The 19,890-nt window shown below is 71.7% G+C and carries 13 protein-coding genes and 1 rRNA gene; 11 read left to right on the top strand and 3 right to left on the bottom strand.

What is annotated here, in order from left to right:
- The 10 genes from ACFVT2_RS41680 to ACFVT2_RS41635 all read left to right on the top strand — a co-directional run.
- On the top strand, positions 1–3,987 hold a 3,987-nt coding region (locus ACFVT2_RS41680; RefSeq protein WP_390027254.1), incomplete at its 5' end, for a beta-ketoacyl synthase N-terminal-like domain-containing protein.
- An 83-nt stretch (positions 3,988–4,070) separates the two neighbouring features.
- Positions 4,071–5,111, top strand: a complete 1,041-nt coding sequence (locus tag ACFVT2_RS41675) for an LLM class flavin-dependent oxidoreductase (RefSeq protein ID WP_390027251.1) — start codon at positions 4,071–4,073, stop codon at positions 5,109–5,111.
- Between the two features lies 1 nt (position 5,112).
- Positions 5,113–5,433, top strand: coding sequence for a hypothetical protein (locus tag ACFVT2_RS41670; protein WP_390027248.1), 321 nt, complete (start codon positions 5,113–5,115; stop codon positions 5,431–5,433).
- 23 nt (positions 5,434–5,456) lie between these two features.
- Positions 5,457–7,007: an MFS transporter gene (locus tag ACFVT2_RS41665; RefSeq protein ID WP_390027245.1), complete on the top strand. Its 1,551-nt coding sequence runs from the start codon at positions 5,457–5,459 to the stop codon at positions 7,005–7,007.
- A gap of 83 nt (positions 7,008–7,090) precedes the next feature.
- Positions 7,091–8,752 (top strand): ABC transporter substrate-binding protein, encoded by a 1,662-nt coding sequence (locus ACFVT2_RS41660; RefSeq protein ID WP_390027242.1) that lies wholly within the window; start codon positions 7,091–7,093, stop codon positions 8,750–8,752.
- Entirely contained in the window at positions 8,749–9,675 is a 927-nt protein-coding gene (locus ACFVT2_RS41655) for an ABC transporter permease (RefSeq protein WP_390027240.1), read from the top strand. Before ACFVT2_RS41660 ends, ACFVT2_RS41655 begins: the two co-directional genes overlap by 4 nt.
- Positions 9,672–10,922: an amidohydrolase family protein gene (locus ACFVT2_RS41650; protein ID WP_390027237.1), complete on the top strand. Its 1,251-nt coding sequence runs from the start codon at positions 9,672–9,674 to the stop codon at positions 10,920–10,922. Before ACFVT2_RS41655 ends, ACFVT2_RS41650 begins: the two co-directional genes overlap by 4 nt.
- Complete coding sequence (locus ACFVT2_RS41645; protein ID WP_390027235.1) at positions 10,919–11,815, top strand: ABC transporter permease; 897 nt, start codon at positions 10,919–10,921, stop codon at positions 11,813–11,815. The genes ACFVT2_RS41650 and ACFVT2_RS41645 overlap by 4 nt, the downstream gene beginning before the upstream one ends.
- Positions 11,805–13,469, top strand: a complete 1,665-nt coding sequence (locus ACFVT2_RS41640; RefSeq protein ID WP_390027232.1) for a dipeptide ABC transporter ATP-binding protein — start codon at positions 11,805–11,807, stop codon at positions 13,467–13,469. The genes ACFVT2_RS41645 and ACFVT2_RS41640 overlap by 11 nt, the downstream gene beginning before the upstream one ends.
- Positions 13,470–13,559: 90 nt before the next feature.
- Positions 13,560–14,609 (top strand): LLM class flavin-dependent oxidoreductase, encoded by a 1,050-nt coding sequence (locus tag ACFVT2_RS41635; RefSeq protein ID WP_390027229.1) that lies wholly within the window; start codon positions 13,560–13,562, stop codon positions 14,607–14,609.
- A gap of 62 nt (positions 14,610–14,671) precedes the next feature.
- On the opposite strand, the gene ACFVT2_RS41630 is transcribed toward ACFVT2_RS41635, so the two are convergent.
- Together ACFVT2_RS41630 and ACFVT2_RS41625 are read right to left on the bottom strand one after the other, a co-directional pair.
- Positions 14,672–15,340 (bottom strand): TetR/AcrR family transcriptional regulator, encoded by a 669-nt coding sequence (locus tag ACFVT2_RS41630; protein WP_390027226.1) that lies wholly within the window; start codon positions 15,338–15,340, stop codon positions 14,672–14,674.
- 165 nt (positions 15,341–15,505) lie between these two features.
- A complete protein-coding gene (locus tag ACFVT2_RS41625) occupies positions 15,506–16,279 on the bottom strand; it encodes a BTAD domain-containing putative transcriptional regulator (RefSeq protein ID WP_390027223.1) in 774 nt (257 codons plus the stop codon).
- A gap of 581 nt (positions 16,280–16,860) precedes the next feature.
- Here ACFVT2_RS41625 and ACFVT2_RS41620 point away from each other — a divergent pair.
- Entirely contained in the window at positions 16,861–19,710 is a 2,850-nt protein-coding gene (locus tag ACFVT2_RS41620; RefSeq protein ID WP_390027220.1) for an AAA family ATPase, read from the top strand.
- A gap of 92 nt (positions 19,711–19,802) precedes the next feature.
- Here ACFVT2_RS41620 and rrf read toward each other — a convergent pair.
- A 5S ribosomal RNA gene (gene rrf, locus ACFVT2_RS41615) occupies positions 19,803–19,890 on the bottom strand; the annotation flags it as partial.

Raw genomic sequence — 19,890 nt, 5'->3', positions numbered from 1 at the left:
CAACTCACCACCACCCTCCACCCCAAAATCACCGCCACCCACCACCTCCACCACCTCACCCAAAACCACCCCCTCACCCACTTCATCCTCTTCTCCTCCATCACCGGCACCATCGGCAACGCCGGCCAAGCCAACTACGCCGCCGCCAACACCTACCTCGACGCCCTCGCCCACCACCGCCACACCCACGGCCTCCCCGCCACCTCCCTCGCCTGGGGACTCTGGAACGACACGAACATGGCGGATCAACTCGACGAGGCCAGCCGGGCCCGCTGGGAGCGCAACGGCATCAAGGCCCTGTCCCCAGAGCGCGATATGGCGGTGTTCGACGCCGCGCTCAAAACCGGGCTTCCCGTGGTGGTCCCGACTCGTTTCCAGATGGACGCGTTGCGCGCCCAGGACAGGGACGGCGTACTGCCGGCACTCTTCCGCCGCCTGGTCCCTGCCGCCCGCCGGACCACGCGCGGTACTGCCGCGGCCGCCACCGGTGCCTCGTCCTCCTGGGCCACCCGGACTGCGGCCCTCCCGCGCACAGAACGCGAGTCCGCCGTAAGGGAGTTGGTACGAGGCGTGGTCGCCGCCGTCCTCGGCCACGGCTCCCCCGAGACGATCGACGTAGACCGCGCGTTCAAGGACCTGGGCTTCGACTCACTGACCGGCGTCGAGCTGCGCAACCGTCTCAACGGTGCCACCGGACTGCGACTGCCCTCCACTGTGGTCTTCGACCGCCCGTCCCCCACGGCGCTGGCGGACCACCTGCTGACCGAGCTGTCCTCCGAAGCGGACGGCGCCGACACCGCGATGTCGGCCGCGGCCTCGGTCCGTTCGACGGTTCCGACGTCTTCCGCGTACCTCGACGAGCCGATCGCGATCGTCGGTATGGCCTGCCGCTACCCGGGCGGCGTGCGCAGCCCAGAAGACCTCTGGAACCTCGTCGCCTCCGGCACCGACGCCATCACCAGCTTCCCCACCAACCGCGGCTGGGACCTCGAACGCCTCTACCACCCCGACCCAGACCACACCGGCACCTCATACGCCCAACACGGCGGCTTCCTCCACGACGCCGACCAGTTCGACTCCGACTTCTTCCAGCTGAGCCCCCGCGAAGCCGCCGCCACCGACCCACAGCAGCGCCTGCTCCTGGAAACCGCCTGGGAGACCCTGGAACGGGCGGGCATCGACCCCGCTACCATCCGCGGCAGCCGCACCGGGGTGTTCACCGGCGTCATGTACCACGACTACGGCGCCCGACTCACCCCGGCGCCGGAAGGGTACGAAGGCCACCTGCTCACCGGGAACACGTCGAGTGTCGTCTCGGGCCGGCTGGCCTACACCTTCGGCTTCGAGGGCCCGGCGATCACAGTGGATACTGCCTGCTCATCGTCGCTGGTCGCGCTGCACCTGGCCGCCCAGTCGCTGCGGCAGGGCGAATGCGATCTCGCCCTCGCCGGCGGCGTCACCGTCATGGCCACCCCCGCCACCTTCATCGAATTCAGCCGCCAACGCGGCCTCTCACCCGACGGCCGCTGCAAAGCCTTCAGCAACACCGCCAACGGCACCGGCTGGAGCGAAGGCACCGGACTCCTCCTCGTAGAACGCCTCACCGACGCCCAGCGCAAGGGCCATCGGGTGCTGGCAGTGCTCCGCGGGTCCGCCGTCAACCAAGACGGCGCCAGCAACGGCCTGACCGCCCCCAACGGCCCCGCCCAAGAACGCGTCATCCGCCAAGCACTGACCGACGCCCGCCTAGCCGCATCGGAAATAGACGCCGTCGAAGCCCACGGCACCGGCACCACCCTCGGCGACCCCATCGAAGCCCAAGCCCTCCTCACCACCTACGGCCAAAACCGACAACAACCCCTCTACCTCGGCTCACTCAAATCCAACATCGGCCACACCCAAGCCGCCGCAGGCGTCGCCGGCATCATCAAAATGACCATGGCCATGCACCACGCCACCCTCCCCCGCACCCTCCACATCGACACCCCCACCCCACACGTCGACTGGACCACCGGCACCATCGAACTCCTCACCACCCAACGCCCCTGGAACACCCCCCACAACCGCCCCCGCCGCGCCGCCATCTCCTCCTTCGGCATCAGCGGCACCAACGCCCACATCATCCTCGAACAACCACCAACACCAAACCCACAACAACAACCAGAACCGAAGCAACAACCGAACCCGAAACCTGCGCAAGACGAACCCACCACCCCCACCGCACCGCCCACCGGTGCCCTCCCCTGGGTACTGTCGGCCAAGAGCCCGCAAGCGTTGCGCGCCCAGGCGAGCCGACTCCGCGACGCGCTCCGCACCGAACCCGAAATCCCGCTCCAGGACGTCGGGTTGGCACTGGCGACCTCGCGCAGCACGTTCACCCACCGCGCCGTGATCATCGCCGAGGACCGCCGCGCGTTCCTGGAGGGCCTGGGCGCCCTGGCCCACGGCCGCCGCTCCCCGCACCTCGTCCAGGGGCGCGCGGCCGAGGCCGGCGGCACCACGGCATTCGTCTTCTCCGGCCAGGGCAGCCAACGCCCCGGCATGGGCCGCGAACTCGCCCACCGCTTCCCCCTCTTCGCCCAAGCCCTCGATGAGGTCTGCGAACACTTCACACCACACCTGGAGCTACCACTCAAGGACGTGATGTGGGCGGAGGAGGGCAGCGAGCAAGCCGCGCTGCTGGACCAGACGCAATACGCCCAACCCGCCCTCTTCGCCCTGGAAGTCGCCCTCTACCGCCTGGTCACCGCATTCGGAGTCGAACCGGACTACCTCACCGGCCACTCACTCGGCGAACTCACCGCCGCCCACCTCGCCGACGTCCTCAACCTCACCGACGCCACCACCCTCATCGCCGCACGCGCCCGCCTCATGCAAACCGCACCCACCGGCGGCGCCATGATCGCCCTCAACACCACCGAAGAACACATCACCCCCCACCTGAACAAACACCTCTCCCTCGCCGCCATCAACAGCCCCACCTCACTCGTCATCTCCGGCGACCACGACACCGCCCACACCCTCGCCGAACAGTTCGCAGAGCAAGGCATACGCACCACCGCACTACGCGTCAGCCACGCCTTCCACTCCCCCCACATGGACCCCATCCTCGACGAGTTCCGAACCATCGCCGCCACACTCACCTACCAAACCCCACGCATCCCGGTGCTCTCCAACATCACCGGCCACATCGCCACCACCGAACAACTCACCGACCCCAACTACTGGACCCACCACATCCGCGCCACCGTCCGCTTCGCAGACACCCTCACCACCCTCAACCAACACCACACCACAACCACCTACCTCGAACTCGGACCCACCACCACCCTCACCCCCCACATCCACACCACCACCAACAACACCACCGCCACCAGCAACGACAGCCCACTCATCGCCTCCACCCTCAACCACCGCCACCCCGAAACCCACGCCCTCACCACCACCCTCGCCACCCTCCACACCCACACCACGCCCCTCACCTGGGACGACTACTTCACGCACCGACCGGACCCCGCCGCCCCGCTCCCCGTCCTCCCCACCTACGCCTTCCAGCGCACGCACTACTGGCTGCCGGCACCCCGGCGGGAGGCGGCGGGCGGCTCCGCCCCGGCCGAGATCACGACGACGGCGGGGGCGCCAACCGAGGCAGATGGTCAAGTGCCGTTGTTCCAGGACCTGTTGGCAGGGGTGTCCGAGGACGAGTGGGAGACCGCGCTGCTGGATCTGGTGCGGGTCCACGCCGCGGAGGTACTGGGACATTCCTCGCCGGAGCAGATCGAGCCGGGCGACAACTTCATGGAGATCGGCTTCTCCTCGTTCACCGCGCTGGACGTCCGGAACCGGCTCTGCGAGGCCACCGGGCTCCAGCTGCCGCCGGTGCTGCTGTTCGACCATCCGACGCCCCGCGAACTGGTCACCCACATCGCGGAGAAGCTCGCCACCGCGGGCGCCGGCGCACCGCCCCGCGATCCGGACACCACCTGACACCGGACGTCCGACCACCCCACGACCACCCCCACCCCAACCCCAGCCACAACCACAACCACAACCGCTCTGGAGGCACACCCATGCGAGTAGGACTCGGCTACCTGAACATGGCCCCGGCCGGCGATGCTGCCACCGCGCAGGCCACCTACGACGACTTCTTCCACGACGTCCAGTGGGCGGACGACAAGGGCTTCGCCGGCATCTGGGTCACCGAGCACCACTTCTCGACCTACAGCCTGACCTCGTCGCCGCTGCTGCTGCTCGCCAAGGCTTCGGCGCTGGCCCCGCGGCTGCGGTTGGGCACGTCGATCCTGGTGCTGCCGTTCTGGGACCCGGTACGGCTGGCCGCGGACGTGCTGTCGTTGGACGCGCTGTCGTCGGGGCGCTTCGACCTGGGCATCGGGCGGGGCTACCAGCCGCACGAGTTCCTCGGATTCGGCCGCAACCCGGAGGACAACCGGGCGATCTTCGAGGAGTCGGTGGACGTCGTCACGCAGCTGTTCAACCGTCAGGACGCGGACTTCACAGGGAAGTTCTTCCGGATCGACGCCCCGGTGACGCTGCTGCCGCGCCCGACCCAGCAACCGCATCCGCCGATCTGGATGGCGGCGACCAGCCGTGAGTCGCTGGCGTTCGCGGCGCGGCACGGCTTCCACTTCATGCTGCCCGCGGTGACCACGTACGAGCAGATCGTGGAGCGGCGGGCCTGGATCGAGGCGGAGACCGCGGCCTCCGGCGGGTTGGGGGACCGCGAGTTCCAGGTGAACCGGTTCGTGTACTGCGGGGAGGACGAGGAGGGACGGCGGGCAGTGGTCCGGGAGATCGCCCGGCAGCTCCAGACGTCGTCGGCACTGACGCGGGGGACGTACCCGATCGACGGGGACGCGCCGACGCCGGAGCACATCGACCCGGAGTTCGAGGCGAAGGCGGAGGGCGTCCTGGTCGCGGGCGGGCCCGAGGAGGTGCTGGCGGAGTTCCGGCGGCTGTCGGACGCCGGGATCACGTACGTCATCGCCGGTTTCAGCTTCGGGTACCTGCCGAAGGAGGTCGCGCAGAAGTCCATGGAGCGGTTCGCGGCCGAGGTGTTGCCGCACCTCGGCGAGTCCGGCGCGGCGGTCTGACGTGCGGGTGCTCGTCCGCCGGGCCGGGACCGGGGCCACCGCGGCCCTGGTCGAGGCCGATGACTTCACCGCGTTCTCGGTGGAGGTCGATGACGGCGTCGACCTCCGCCGGGCCGGCGAACTGCTTGCCGGACAGGTCCGCTTCGCGTCGGCGCAGCAGGCGTGGGTGGACCGGGACTGGCTGGTGCGTACCGGGGGGTTCGCCTCCGGGCCGGCGGCCGAGGCGTTCGCCGCCATGGTCGCCTACGCCGCCCGCAAGGGCTGGGTGGACCCCGGTACGCACGAGATCGCCGCGCACGTCACCCACGGCAAGCGCACGTGACGACTATCCGGTCAGGAGATTCCGTGCCCACTGATCCGTCCGGGGACGCCACGAGGGCGTCCTCCTCGACCGTCCGACCGTTGACCAGGCCGCTGCCCGGGCCGGACGCCCGACCCACCCCTCAGCCGGCCCCGCAACCGACCGCACCCCCGGCCACCCGGCAGGCCGCCCAGCAGCCCGCGCCGCCGGGGCCGAAGCATCCGGCCGCGGTGCTGGCACTGCTCGTCACCTGCCAGTTGATGATCGTCCTGGATACGGCCGCGGTGAACGTGGCCCTGCCGCGCATCCGGGACGCGCTCGGCTTCAGTACGGCCGGACTGTCGTGGGTCGTCAATGCCGAGATGCTGGGGTTCGGCGGGCTGCTGCTCCTCGGCGGCCGGGCCGGCGACCTGCTCGGCCGGCGCAAGGTGCTGGTGACCGGGGTGGCGCTGTTCGCGGGCGGTTCGCTGCTCAGCGGGCTGGCGCCGGCCGCGTGGTGGCTGGTGGCGGCCCGCGCCGTGCAGGGCGTCGGGGCCGCGCTGGCGACGCCGGCGGCGCTGGCCCTGCTGGTGACGAGCTTCCCCGGGCCGGCCCGGAGTCGAGCTCTCGGGGTGTACGCCTCGGTCTCGGGGATCGGCGGCGCGGCGGGCCTGATCGTCGGGGGGCTGCTGACCGATGTGGGGTCCTGGCGCTGGGTCCTGCTGGTCAACGTGCCGATCGGGCTGGTGTTGGGGCTGCTGGCACCGGTCTTCCTCGACGAGTCGGCACGGCGTCGTGGGCGGCTCGACCCGGGTGGGGCACTGGTGTCGGCGCTGGGGGTGATCGGGCTGTCGTACGGGTTCATCCGGGCCGCGGCGGGCGGTTGGGGTGATCCGTGGGCGCTGGTCTCGTTCGGTGCGGCGGTGGTGCTGCTGGTGCTGTTCCCGGTGATCGAGCGGCGGGTGCGGGAGCCCATCGTGCCCCTGCGACTGTTCGCCGACCGGAACCGCTCGGGGGCCTATGTGATCCTGCTGCTGCTCGCCGCGAGCATGATGAGCCAGTTCTTCTTCCTGGTGCAATTCCTCCAGGACGTACGGAAGTTCACCCCGCTCCAGACCGGGCTGGCGTTCCTGCCGATGTCCGCGGCGACGTTCGTGTGCTCGCGGTGGGCGGGGCGACTGACCCAACACCGGCCGCTGCGGCCACTGATGGTCGTCGGCGCGCTGTGCGGTACGGCGGGGACGCTGTGGCTGACCGGCATTTCGGCGCAGACCACCTATGCGGGCGGGATCCTCGGGCCGCTGGTGCTCTTCGGGACGGGGCTGGGCTTCCTGCTGGTGACGGCGACGACGGCGGGGGTTTCGGGGGTCGCTGCGGAGCACTCCGGGACGGCGTCGAGCATGGTGCACGTCGCCCAGCGGCTCGGCGGCGGGATCGGACTGGCGGTCCTGGTCACGGTGTTCGGCACGGCCACCCGGGACCCGTCGGCCCGGGGGCTGGATCCGGCCGGCAGGCTCGCGCACGGCATCTCCTCCGCGTTCACCGTCGGCAGCGGCTTCATGGTGTGTGCGCTGCTGCTCGCCCTGCTGGTCATCCGGGTCGGGGACCGGCCTTAGAAATCCTTAGGACCTTGCTTAGCCCACCGGCCAACCATGGGGCTCCGAGGCGGAACGCTCCGCCAGGAGCGGAGGGGCCGGGCATGGGAACGACAGGATCAGGACCCGCGGTCCGGCGCGGGCGTGCGGCCGTCCGAGCGGCGGCGCTCGCGCTGGGCCTCGGGCTGCTCGCCGGCTGTGCCGGTCCCGCGGGGCCGGACCGGGCGGGGGCCGCCGGCGACGGGACGCTGGTCTTCGCCACCGGCCGCCAGCCGGACTGCCTGGATCCGCAGGTCAGTCCGACGGACATCGCGGCGGTGATCGACCGCAACATCTTCGACTCGCTGGTGCGGATGGCGCCCGACGGCTCGTTCCGACCGTGGCTGGCCCGAACGTGGACGGTGTCGCCGGACGGGCGGACGTACACCTTCCGGTTGCGTCCGGGCGTCACCTTCCACGACGGGACCCGGCTCGACGCGACGGCGGTGAAGGCAACCCTGGACCACGCGGTGGCACCGACCACCAAGTCCCAGTACGCGGCCGGCCTGGTCAGCGCCTACCAGCGGGCGGAGGTGCCGGACCCGCTGACCGTGCGGGTCCACCTCAAGGCGCGCAACACCCCGTTCCTCCAGGCGCTGAGCACCGCCTATCTGGGCATCCAGTCACCGGCGTCGATGTCCGCGAACGCCGGCGGCCTCTGCGGGCACCCGGTGGGCTCGGGCCCGTTCCGGTTCGTCAACTGGACGAAGAACTCCGGGGTCGGCCTGATCCGCAACGACGCCTACCGCTGGCCCGCCGAGGGGACGGCCGCGCACGGGGCCGGCCGGCGACCACGGGCGCTGGAGATCCGGTTCATCACCGAGGAGGCGTCCCGGTTCGGGGCGCTGACCAGCGGCCAGGCGGACGTGATCGACGACGTGCCGCCCGCCCAGGTCAAGAACCTGCGGAGCTATCCGGGGCTGCACAGCCTGAGCGCCGCGGCCCCGGGCGCGGTGTACGCGCTCCTGCTGAACTCGCGGTCCGGGCCGCTGGCCGACGAGCGGGTCCGCCGGGCGCTGCTGGCCTGCGTCGACCTGGACCGGCTGGTGAAGGCGGTGGAGTTCGGGCAGTTCCCGCGGGCGTGGAGCCCGATCGGGCCGACCACCCCGGGCTACGACCGGTCCGTGGTAGGCACCTGGCGCTACGACCCCGCGGCCGCCGCACGACTGCTGGACCAGGCCGGGTGGACCGGGCGGGACGCGGAGGGCTACCGCACCAAGGACGGCACCCGGCTCCGGCTGCGCTGGCCGTACGCGGCGCAGTACCAGACCGCCGCCAACACCCTCGCCCAGGGCATCCAGGCCGAGGCGAAGAAGGCCGGCATCGACATCGCCTACGTCGGCGAGGACACCGGGACGTTCGGCGACACCCTCGCCCGGCGGACCCTGGACATGTACGGCACCAGCTTCGTCCGCGCCGAACCCGACATCCTGCGCTTCTTCTACGCCTCCGACCAGACGCACGACCGCGGCGGCGGCAACATCTTCGGGGTGTCCGACCCCGAGTTGGACCGGGCGCTGCACACCGCCGCCCACGAAGCGGTCCCGGCGCGCCGGGACCGCGAATACGCCACCGCGCAGCAACTACTGCTGCGGAAGGCACTGGTGATGCCGGTGTACGTGCCGATGAAGCTGGTCGGCGCGGCGGACCGGGTGCGGGGGCTGTCCTTCGACCCGGCCGGTTTCCCCCTCCTGTCCGACGTGCGATTCCAGGAGACGTCACGATGACCGCACGCTGGCTGGTGCGCCGGCTCGCGCTGACCGTTCTGGTGGTCCTGGGTGCGGCCACCGCGGCGTTCGCCGCCGTCCATCTGGCCCCCGGCGATCCGGCCCGGACGCTGCTGGGCAACTCCGCGCCCACCCCGACGCTGCTGGCGCAGGTACGGGCCGACATGGGGCTGGACCGCCCGCTGCTGGTGCAGTACGGCCTCTTCCTGGGGCATCTGCTGACCGGCGACCTGGGGCGGTCCTACCAACTCCAGGAGCCGGTGTCCGGCCTGATCGGCAGCCAGGTGGGCGCAACGGTCGAACTGGCCGTCAGCGCCTTCGTGTTGGCGCTGGTGCCGTCGGTGCTGCTGGCGGTGGCGACCGCGGGCCGGCCGGCGTGGCGGCGGTTGTCGTCGTCGCTGGAGCTGGTGGCGATCTCCAGTCCGCCGTTCTGGACGGGGGTGCTGCTGCTGAGTCTGCTGTCGTTCCGGCTGCACCTGTTCCCGGTCGCCGGCGGTGACGGGCTCGCGGGGCTGGTGCTGCCGTCGGTGACGCTGGCGATCGGCCTGGTCGGGGTCTTCACGCAGGTGCTGCGGGAGGAGGTGGAGCGGGCGCTGACGCAGCCGTTCGTGCTCAGCTCCCGGGCGCGCGGTACCGGGGAGTTCACGGTGCGGATGCGGCACGCGCTGCGGCACGCGTTCATCCCGATGGCGACGCTGTCCGGCTGGACGGTGGGGGCGTTGCTGAGCGGTGCGGTGGTCGTCGAGACGGTGTTCAACCGGGAGGGCCTGGGCCGGATCACCGCGACCGCGATCACCAACCGGGACCTGCCCGTGGTGAGCGGAGTGGTGGTGGTGTCGGCGGTGCTGTTCACCCTGATCAACATCCTGGTCGACTGGCTGTACCAGGTCGTCGACCCGCGACTGAAGGGAGCGGTGCGATGACGGCCCGACTGCTCACCGCCGACCGACTGCTGCTCGGCCCCGGCGGGGCGACGCTGGCGGACGCCGCGGTGCTGTTCCAGGACGGGCTGATCACCGCCGTCGGCCCCGTGGACGAGGTGGTGCCGGGCGCGCCCGAGGGAACGGTGCGCACGGACTTCCCGGGGGCGACGGTGCTGCCCGGTCTGATCGACTGCCATGTGCACCTGGTCTTCGACGCGGGCGACGACCCGCTGGGAACGCTGGCCGGGCAGCACGACCACGACCTGCTGCTGGCCATGGCGGGCCGGGCCCGAATCCTGCTGGACGCCGGTGTCACCACCGCCCGGGACCTGGGCGACCGGGGGCAGTTGGCGGCCCGGCTGCGGGACGCCATCGCGGCCGGGAAGGTACCGGGGCCGCGGTTGCTGACCGCGGGCGCCCCGGTCACCGTGACCGGCGGGCACTGCTGGATGCTGGGCGGCCAGGCCGACGGCGTCGAGGGCGTCCGGGCCACGGTGCGGCGCACCCTGCGGGGCGGCGCCGACCTCATCAAGATCATGGTGAGCGGTGGCACGCTGACCCCGGGCGGTCCGCCCACCTGGCAGCCCCAGTTCACCGAGGAGGAGATCCGCACCGCGGTCGTCGAGGCACGCCGTTTCGGCCGCCGGGTCGCCGCACACGCCCATGCCACGCCGAGCGTCGCCGCGGCGGTGGCCGCGGGCGTGGACACCCTGGAGCACTGCACGTTCACCGCGCCCCCGCCGGAAGCCGCCGGGACCCCCGGCGAGAGCACCGGCCCGGTTCCCACCGCCGCCGAGCTGACCCGCGTCATCGCGGAGCGCGGCATCGCCGTCTGCCCGACGCTGCACGGCGGTCTCACCGACCTGATGCACCTGGTCGACCAGGACGAACTGGCGCGGCTGCTGCGGCAGATCGCCGACCACCACGCGGCGGGGGTACGGCTGATCGCCGGCACCGACGCCGGTGTGCCGGGCGCCGCCTTCGGCCGCTACGCCGAGTCGCTGGACTGGTTCACCCGGGCCGGGCTACCCGCCGAGGACGTGCTGCGGATCGCCACCGTCGAGTCGGCGCGGGCGCTGGGGCTGGGCGAACGGACCGGACTGCTGGAGCCGGGCCGGGACGCCGACCTGCTGGTCGTCCCCGGTGATCCGCGGGAGGACCTGACGGCGCTGCGCCACCCCCGGGCCGTGGTGAGCGGCGGGCGCTGGCACGTGCCGGCCGCGACTGTCGAGAGGAACCCCGTATGAGCACGCAGGACGTCGCCGTCGTCGATGCCCCGCCGGCCGGCGCCGGACCGGCCGCCGCGGTGCCCGAGCGCAGGGCACGGCCCCGGATCGGACCGGGTGAGGCGGCGGCGTGGCTGTTCCTCGCCCTGGTGCTGCTGGCCGCGGTATGGCCGAGGCTACTGGCCACCCATCCGCCGGACGCGGTGAGCCTGGGCGAGTCGCTGCACGGGCCGAGCGGCCGGCATCTGCTGGGGACCGACGTACTGGGGCGGGACGTGTGGAGCCGCATCGTGTACGGGACGCGCTGGTCGGTGGTGATCGGACTGGGTTCGACGGCGCTGGCGCTGGTCGCCGGTTCGGTGCTGGGGATGGTCGCGGCGACCGCCGCGCGGTGGGTCGGGGAGGTCATCATGCGGGCCACGGACGTCCTCCTGGCGTTCCCGGGACTGCTGCTGGCACTGCTGATGGTCGCCGTGCTGGGGCCCGGGACGGTCAACGCGACGGTGGCGATCGGCTGTTCGGCCGCGCCCGGCTTCATCCGGCTGGCGCGCGGCCAGGCCGAGGCGATCCGGGAGTCGTCGTACGTGCGGGCGGCCTCGCTGTTCGGCTACCGGCGGGCGACGGTGTACCTGCGGCACCTGGTGCCGAACGCGTTGCCGCCGCTGCTGGCGTTCGCCACGGTCTACGCCGGGGCGGCACTGATCGCCGGCTCGTCCCTGAGCTTCCTGGGGTTGGGCCCGGAAGCGCCCACTCCGGAGTGGGGCGCGATGCTCGCCGAGGGCCGCAGTTTCCTCGGCAGCGCCTGGGGCCTGGCGGTGTTCCCCGGGCTGGCGGTGACGCTGACCGTGGTGTCCTTCAACGTCGTCGGCCGGTCGCTGCGACGCCGGTTCGCGGGGGTGGCCGATGAGCACTGAACACGAGGCGGAGCCGCTGCTGACGGTGTCCGGGCTCTCCGTCGCCTTCACGGCGGGACGGCAGCGGATCGAGGCGGTGCGCGGGGTCGGCTTCCGGATCGCCCGCGGGGAGTGCGTGGCACTGGTCGGCGAGTCCGGTTCCGGCAAGAGCGTCACCGCCCGCGCGCTGATGGGGCTGGCCGGGTCGCGGGCGGTGGTGCGGGCCGAGGAACTGCGGCTGGACGGTACGGACCTGACCGGCTTGGACGCGCGCCAATGGCGGGCGGTGCGCGGCCGCCGGATCGGGATGGTGCTACAGGACGCGCTGTCGTCCCTGGACCCGGTGCGGACGGTGGGCGCGGAGATCTCCGAGGCGCTGCGCAACCACCGGGTGGTGGCCGGCCGCGGGCCGCGGGCGGCGCGCGCCGTCGAGCTGCTGGCCGAGGCGCGGGTGCCGGACCCGGCCCGGCGGGCCCGGCAGCACCCCCATCAGCTGTCCGGCGGGCAACGGCAGCGGGCGCTGCTGGCGTCCGCGTTGGCCGCCGAGCCCGAGCTGCTGATCGCCGACGAACCGACCACCGCCCTGGACGTGACCACGCAGGCCAGGCTGTTGGAGCTGCTGGCCGAAAAGCGGGCGGCGGGTACCGCGCTCCTGCTGATCAGCCACGATCTGGCGGTGGTGGCCCGGCTGGCGGACCGGATCGCGGTGATGCGGGACGGGCGGATCGTCGAGGAGGGCCCGGCGAACGAGCTGCTGGGCGCGCCCGCGCACCCGTTCACCCGGGCGCTGCTGGCCGCACAGCCCGCCGGGCGCCCCAAGGGGACCCGGTTGAGCGGCGACCGCACCCCGGCCCCGGTCGTACGGCCGCGGGTCCGCCGACTCCCCGACGACGCCCACCCGGTGGTGGTCGAGGCCCACGGTCTGGTCAAGACGTACCGGGGTCCGGACCGGGAGCTGCACACCGCGGTGCGGGACGTGTCCTTCACCGTGGCGCGGGGCGAGGCGGTGGGCATCGTCGGCGAGTCCGGTTCGGGCAAGACCACGGTGGCCCACCTGGTGATGGGGCTGACCGGGCCGGACGGGGGCGAGGTGCGGCTGCTCGGCCAGCCGTGGTCCGCCCGCCCGGAGTCCGCGCGCCGGCCGCTGCGGAACCGGATCCAGCTCGTCCATCAGGACCCGCTGGGATCGTTCGATCCCCGCTACACGGTCCGGCGGCTGGTCGCCGAGGCACTCGGTGCACCCGGGCAGCGGGCCTCGGCCCGGGTCGCCGACCACGTCGTCGACCTGCTGCGGAGCGTGGGCCTGGACGAACGCGTGCTGGAGCGGCGGCCGGCGGAACTGTCCGGCGGGCAGCGGCAGCGGGTGGCGATCGCCCGGGCACTGGCCCCGGAACCGGAACTGCTGGTGTGCGACGAGCCGGTGTCCGCCCTGGACCTGTCGGTACAGGCGCAGATCCTGGACCTGTTGGCCGATCTCCAGCGGGAGTTGCGCTTGTCGATGCTGTTCATCTCCCACGACCTCGGCGTGATCACGCACACCAGCGACCGGGTGCTGGTGATGCGGAAGGGCGAGGTGGTGGAGAGCGGCAACGTCACGGACGTGTTCCGGGCGCCCCGGCACCCGTACACCCGGGAACTGCTCGCGGCCGTCCCCCAGACCCAGGACGCCCGGTGACCCCGCACCGCCCCCGGCCCCGCCCGACCCCGCCCCCCTCCACGCCCACCACCAAACCCATGACGTTCACGACGAGAGGAACGCTCTCCCATGTCCTACTCCCCCGCACGCCGCCTGTCCGTGCTCGATGTCGCACCCGTGTGGAGTGATACAGACGGTGCGCAGGCACTGCACAACGCGGTCGACCTGGCCCAGCAGGTCGAGCGGCTCGGCTACCACCGCTACTGGGTCGCCGAGCACCACAACACCCCGAGCCTGGCGACCTCCGCGCCGGCCGTACTGGCGGGCCGGCTGGCCGCCGCCACCACCACGCTGCGGGTCGGCTCGGGCGGCGTGTTGCTGCCCAACCACGCGCCGCTGGTGGTGGCCGAGCAGTTCGCCACGTTGGAGGCGCTGCACCCGGGACGGATCGACCTGGGGATAGGGCGGGCGTCCGGCAGCGACCCCAACACCGTGCGAGCACTGGGACGTTCGGCCGCCCTGGACCCGGCCGACTTCCCGCGCCAGCTCCAGGAGCTGCGCGGCTATCTGGAGACCGACGCCGGCTCCGCGTCGCCCCGGACGATCGCGGCGCTGCCGGCACCGCCCGGCCGCCCCTGGCTGTGCATGCTCGGTTCCAGCCTGTCCAGCGCCCGGCTCGCCGGCCAGTTGGGGCTGCCGTACGCCTTCGCGCACCATCTGGTGCCGCAGCTGACCGCCGCCGCGGTGGACGCCTACCGGGCCGCGTTCCGGCCGTCGGGCGTGGTGGACGCGCCGTACGCGATCGTGGCGGCCATGGCGATCGCCGGCGAAACCGACCAGCACGCCGAGGAGTTGACGCTCCCCTACCTGCTGCGGAAGATCCGGATCCAGTCCGGTGACATCTACGGTCCGTACCCCACCGCGACGGAGGCGAAGGGGCACGAGTTCTCCGCGGCCGAGCGCGACTACGCCGTCGAGCACTGCGGGCCGCAGCTGTTCGGCGGCCCGGCGGTGCTGCGGGAGAAGCTGGCCCACCTGGTGGCGGCCACCGACACCGACGAACTGATGGCGATCACACTGGTGCACGAGCACGCGGAGCGGGTCCGCTCCTACGAGCGACTGGCGGCGGCCGCAGCGGAGGTCTTCACGACCGCCCCGGGCACCGGCGACCCGACCTAGGAGCAGTCGTCGAACTTCCGCCCGCCGGGCCCGTCATCGGAACGGGCCCGGCAGGCGCACCGTCAGTTCTCCCCGTCCGGCGCCCCGAAGGCGCTGGTGAAGGTGTCGACCGCGGCCGCGACGGTGGCGCGCAGTTCGTCGTCGGAGACGGTGCGGGTGCCGAGGACGGTCCGTCCCTCCAGTGGGCCGGTGAGCAGCGCGACGAACTGCTCGGCGGCCCGCACCGGGTCGGTCAGCCGGAGCCGGCCGGCCAGCGCCAGCCGGGCCAGCCGGTCCGCGAGCGCCTCGGACAGTTGGTTGGGGCCGTGGCCCCAGACCTTGTCGAAGAGGTCGGGGAACCGCGAGATCTCCGCGTAGAGCAGGCGCCGCAGGGCCCAGGCGTCGTCGCTGGAGTAGCAGAGCAGCAGGCGGTAGCCGACGTCGGAGAGCGCCCCGGTCAGGTCATCGACGTCGCCGCCGAGGCCCGCGACGACGGCGAGGCTCTTGGCGGTGGCCTGTTCGGCGGTCGCGGCCATGGCCTCCCGGAAGAGGTCCTCCTTGCCGCCGAAGTGGTTGTAGACCGTCGGCTTGGCCACGCTGGCCTCGTCGGCGATCGCGTCGACGCTGGCCTTTCCGTAGCCCTCGCGGGCGAACACGGTGAACGCCGCGTCGAGGATGGCATGTCGTTTGTCGATCCGTCCGCGTGCCGCCCGCCGGGGGACCGAAACCGCTGAGAGATTGGCTCCACTCACCCCGCCAGCATACCTGCATCTCCAACAAACTGAACTGCTTGGTTCAACTGGCCGACGGTGCCCCTCGCCCGACGCCCCTCGACACCCGCCCGGAACACGCCCCGCGCACCGCCCGCGAAGCGGACCCGGACACCGTCGCCGCCGGCACCGTCACCGCTGACGCCGTCACGCCGCCGCCCCGAGTTCCAGGGCCGCGTCCGAGGCCAGGATCGCCTGGTACATCTCGCGCAGCGCCCGACCGGGACCCACGCCCAGTTCGCAGTCGAGCATCTCCGTCGCGTACCGGTACACCTTCAGCGCGTCCCCCTGCCGGTGGGCCCGGTACAGCGCCAGCATCAACTGCCGGTGGAAGGTCTCGCGGAGCGGATGCTCGGTGACCAGGCTGCGCAGCAACGCCACCATCTCCCGGTGGTGGCCCAGCGCCAGCTCCGACTCCACCTTCAGCTCCAGGCACTCCAACCGCGCCTCCTCGGCCCAGGTGATGAACTCCCCCACGATCGGGCCGCCTTGATAGTGGGCCAGGACCGGGTCGCGCCACAGCCCCAGCGCCTCGCCCAGCAATCGCGTCGCCTCCTGGTAGCGGAAGCAACCCAGCGCGGCCCGTCCGCGGTCGACGAGCCGCTGGAACTCGTCCACGTCCACCTCGTCACCGGACTCCACTCGCAGCAGGTAGCCCGGCGAGCGCGTCTCGATCCGACTCTCCGCCCGGCCGCTGCCGCCCAGCAGCTTCCGCAGCTGGGAGATGTGCACGTGCAGGGCGGCCACCGCGCGCCGCGGCGGAGCATCGCCCCAAATCTCGCCACCCAGTTGGTCGTTGGAGACCACCTGGCCGGCCCGGATCAACAGGGCCGCCAGCAGGATCTCGGTCTTGCGGGCACTGATGCACGTGCGCCCGGCACCGTCCCGTATTTGGAGACTTCCCAGCATCTCGTATCGCATTGTTCCCCCTATATCACCCATGCCGATACGGCAACCCGGCTCGCAGCGCACGGTGTGGCCGTACTCCTGGCCTTGCGGCAGAACCAGCCTGCCGAAAGCACTGCGTACGTACATCGGGGAAAGTACGTACCTGCGTGTGACCAGCACCTCACGAGCACCCTTGTACAAAGGCGTTTATCCCGTACCACGACGCTTCCCGGCCACCGGAGCGCGATGGCGCGCCAGCTCCGTACCACGCTTTCCGGCCAACTCTGGTACGGGGGACGGAGGATGAAGAGTGGCGGACAAACGCCCCCACCGAACCACCCCCGGCGGAAACCCGATGGTCATCCGCCACATGCCGGCAACACGGTCCAGCATTCGGACATGTTAACAGTCATTAAAAGGTCAGAATCCCGCTCGTGGGCTCCGCTGCATCGTGGAATGATTACAGCGTGAACGGAAGATGGATTCCGCTCCGCCTCCTCCACGGATGAGGCGAACGGCGGTTCATCCGACGCGTCAGGGCCGCCGCCCCGCAGAGAACAATTCCCCGTCTGGCGCACAGTGGATGCACGCTACCGGAAAGGGATAACCGAGCCGTGTCCGCAATCAGCACGCTCAACCAATTCAGCGAACAGGGCATCAGACGGACGGAGCGCCTGCGCCTGCGGACCGTACTGCACACCCTGACCGCCGGCCGCGGCGGCATCGTCCACCTGGTCGGGGACCCGGGCACCGGAAAGACCCGACTACTGAGCGAACTCGCCGACCAGGCAGCCCATTTGGGATTGCCAGTGACCCGCAACCACTGCACCGAGTTCAGCCAGGGCATCTGGGGCCACGCCTTCCACGACGCCCTCGGCGACGCCTTCGCCCCCATCCTGCGCACCGCGGCCGCCCCGGCGCCCGGCCGGGCCGGCGCGGAGCAGACGCTCCTGCTCCACCACCGGATAGGTATGGCACTCCACGCAAGAACCGGCACCGGAATGGTCATTCTCCTCGACGATTTCCACTGGGCCGATCCACTTTCCCAGGGAATAGTGGAAAACCTCCTGCGTTTCCCCCTCGATATTCCGCTGCTGCTCGTTGTCGCCTACCGTCCGCGACAGACCCCGCCGCGCCTGCGCAACGTCCTGCTCCAGGCAACGGACCTGGGCCTGACCGAACGAATGGAACTGGGCCCGCTCACCCTCGCCGAAGCCGCGAACATGACGGGAATGTCTCGGTGCGACGAACGGCTGGCCACCCTGCTACGGGAAGGCGCGGGCAACCCCCTGCACCTGGCCTTCGCCCACCACGAACTCCGACAGGCGGAGGCCGGCACCGACCCCCGACTCCTCCCCGTCCCAGAGGAATTCGCCACTCCGCTCTCCGGCGAATTCGACTGCCTGGAAGAGCCACTGCGCAAAGCCTTGCAAGGGGCCGCGGTACTGGCCGACCGCTTCGATGTGGACATGCTGGCCGAGGTGTCGCGGGTCAGCCGCTCGGAAACCTGCACCGCGGTGACCGAGCTGGTCCGCCGCGACCTCCTGCGCCCGCTCGCCGACTCCCCCTACCACGGCTTCCGCCACGACCTGCTGCGCCGCGTGGTATACGACGCGGCGCCCCCGTGCGCCCTCTCCTTCACCCACGCCCGAGCGCACACGGCCCTGGCAAGCCGCGGCGCCCCGGCCGCCGTATGCGCCGCCCACGTCGAACGCTCGGCGAGCGAGCTCACCCCCGCCGCCCACCGCACCCTGCTGCGGGCCGCCGAGGAGAACCTGGACAACGCACCGGAGAAGTCCGCCCACTGGCTGCGCGTCCTCCTTCGCACCAGCGCAGCCGACACCTGGTCGGAATCCGAACGCGCCACGGCACTCGACGCCCTCCTCCGCACCCTGGGCGCCCAACGGACCCTGGGCGACAACCGCGACCTGATGCGCGCCGCGCTCGCCCTGGCCCCGGAACACGACTCCCCCGAGCGCGTACGGGCCGTCGCCTTCTCCTCCCTCATGGAAGCGGTACTGGGCAACGCCGACCACGCCCTCGACCTGGTCGAGCACGAACTCGCCGGCCGCCCCGCCGAGCAACTCCCCGCCCCGGCCGTCCCGCTGCTGCTGCAACGCGAGCTCACCGCCCTGCTCCGCGACACCACCCCGCACCGCGGTCGTCTCCTGACCGCCCTGCTGACCGCCCGCCGGAACGCCGACCCGCTGGCCCAGGCCGGCGCGCTGGCCCTGCTGTCCTACACCGAGGCGATGACCGACGACGCGGTCCCCGCCCTGCACCACGCCGAACAGTCCGCGGCCCTCTGCGACACCCTCCCGGACGACGAACTCTGCGCCCACCCCGAATACCTGGGTGTCCTCGCCCTCAGCGAAAGCCTGCTGGGCCAGTTCGAGCAGGCCGGCCGACACGGCCGCCGCGGCGCCGCACTGGTCTCCTCCCACGGCCGCACCTTCCTACTGCCCAGCCTCCTCGTCGGCATCGCCTACGCCCTCACCTACGCCGGCCGGGTCCACCAGGCACGCCGCACCGCCCTGGACGCCCTGTCCACCGCCGCCCCGCAGGACAATCTCCACGTCAGGCCGCTGGCCGCCGCCCTGGAATCCTGCAACGCCGTCCTCAGCGGCGAGCCCCCTACCCTCAGCATCGACCGCGCCCACACCACTGCCTTCCCCCACCGCCCCCACTCCCTCCCCACCGTCCTCACCGCGCTCTGCCTGGCCCAGAGCGCGCGCCTCCGCGGCGATCTCCCACGCGCCGAATCCCTCATCCTGATCGCCGGCAGCGGCCCCGACCTGACCCGTATCCCCGCCCTCCTCCGCCCCGCCTGCTACGAGGTCCTCGCCGCCTCCGCGGTCGCCGCCGACAACGCGCTCGCCGCACGCTGGGCCTGGCGCGCGAAGGTCGCCGCCGAAAAGCTCCGCATCCCGGTCCCCCTCGCCTACGCAGCGATGGCCCAGGCCCACATCCTCCGCAAGCACTCCTCCGAAGCGGCCTGGCTCTACCGCCGCGCCGCCTGCCTCTTCTCCACCAGCGGCATGGTCGGCATCCAGGCATGGGCCCTCAAGGAAACCGCCACCTGCCTCGCCGCCAACCACCGCTCCGGCGAAGCCAGTTCGCTTCTCTCCCTGGCCGCAGAACTCGCCCACCAGTCCGGCGGCCGCCTCCTCTACGACCAGATCCGCCGCGCCACCACCCCCACCACGCCCCTCCCCGACCGCCACCGCACCACCCCCTGCGACACCCTCACCCCCCTCACCAACCGCGAACGCGAGGTCGCCTCGTTCGTCGGCACCGGAATGAAGACCCGCGAAATCGCCCAACAACTCCACCTGAGCCCCCGCACGGTAGAAGTCCACCTCACCCGCATCTACCGCAAACTCAACATCAACTCCCGAGCCAGCCTCGCCCGGCTCATGACAGAAGCCGGCATACACCCAACAGCCTCGACCGCCGGCGGATAACCCCCTACGACCGGCGGCGTGAAAGCGGTCGAAGAGACCCGGAACGCAGAAAGGCCCCGCACCATAAGGTGCGGGGCCTTCCCACAATAATTGTTCGGCGGCGTCCTACTCTCCCACAGGGTCCCCCCTGCAGTACCATCGGCGCTGAAAGGCTTAGCTTCCGGGTTCGAAATGTAACCG

Source organism: Streptomyces sp. NPDC058000, assembly GCF_042886435.1.
Classification (GTDB): domain Bacteria; phylum Actinomycetota; class Actinomycetes; order Streptomycetales; family Streptomycetaceae; genus Streptomyces.
This window is presented reverse-complemented; position numbering and strand designations above follow the sequence as displayed.

Coding starts and splice junctions, on each gene's coding strand:
- ACFVT2_RS41675 (WP_390027251.1), top strand. CDS start 4,071: ATGCGAGTAGGACTCGGCTACCTGAACATGGCCCCGGCCGGCGATGCT.
- ACFVT2_RS41660 (WP_390027242.1), top strand. CDS start 7,091: ATGGGAACGACAGGATCAGGACCCGCGGTCCGGCGCGGGCGTGCGGCC.
- ACFVT2_RS41655 (WP_390027240.1), top strand. CDS start 8,749: ATGACCGCACGCTGGCTGGTGCGCCGGCTCGCGCTGACCGTTCTGGTG.
- ACFVT2_RS41650 (WP_390027237.1), top strand. CDS start 9,672: ATGACGGCCCGACTGCTCACCGCCGACCGACTGCTGCTCGGCCCCGGC.
- ACFVT2_RS41645 (WP_390027235.1), top strand. CDS start 10,919: ATGAGCACGCAGGACGTCGCCGTCGTCGATGCCCCGCCGGCCGGCGCC.
- ACFVT2_RS41640 (WP_390027232.1), top strand. CDS start 11,805: ATGAGCACTGAACACGAGGCGGAGCCGCTGCTGACGGTGTCCGGGCTC.
- ACFVT2_RS41635 (WP_390027229.1), top strand. CDS start 13,560: ATGTCCTACTCCCCCGCACGCCGCCTGTCCGTGCTCGATGTCGCACCC.
- ACFVT2_RS41625 (WP_390027223.1), bottom strand. CDS start 16,279: ATGCGATACGAGATGCTGGGAAGTCTCCAAATACGGGACGGTGCCGGG.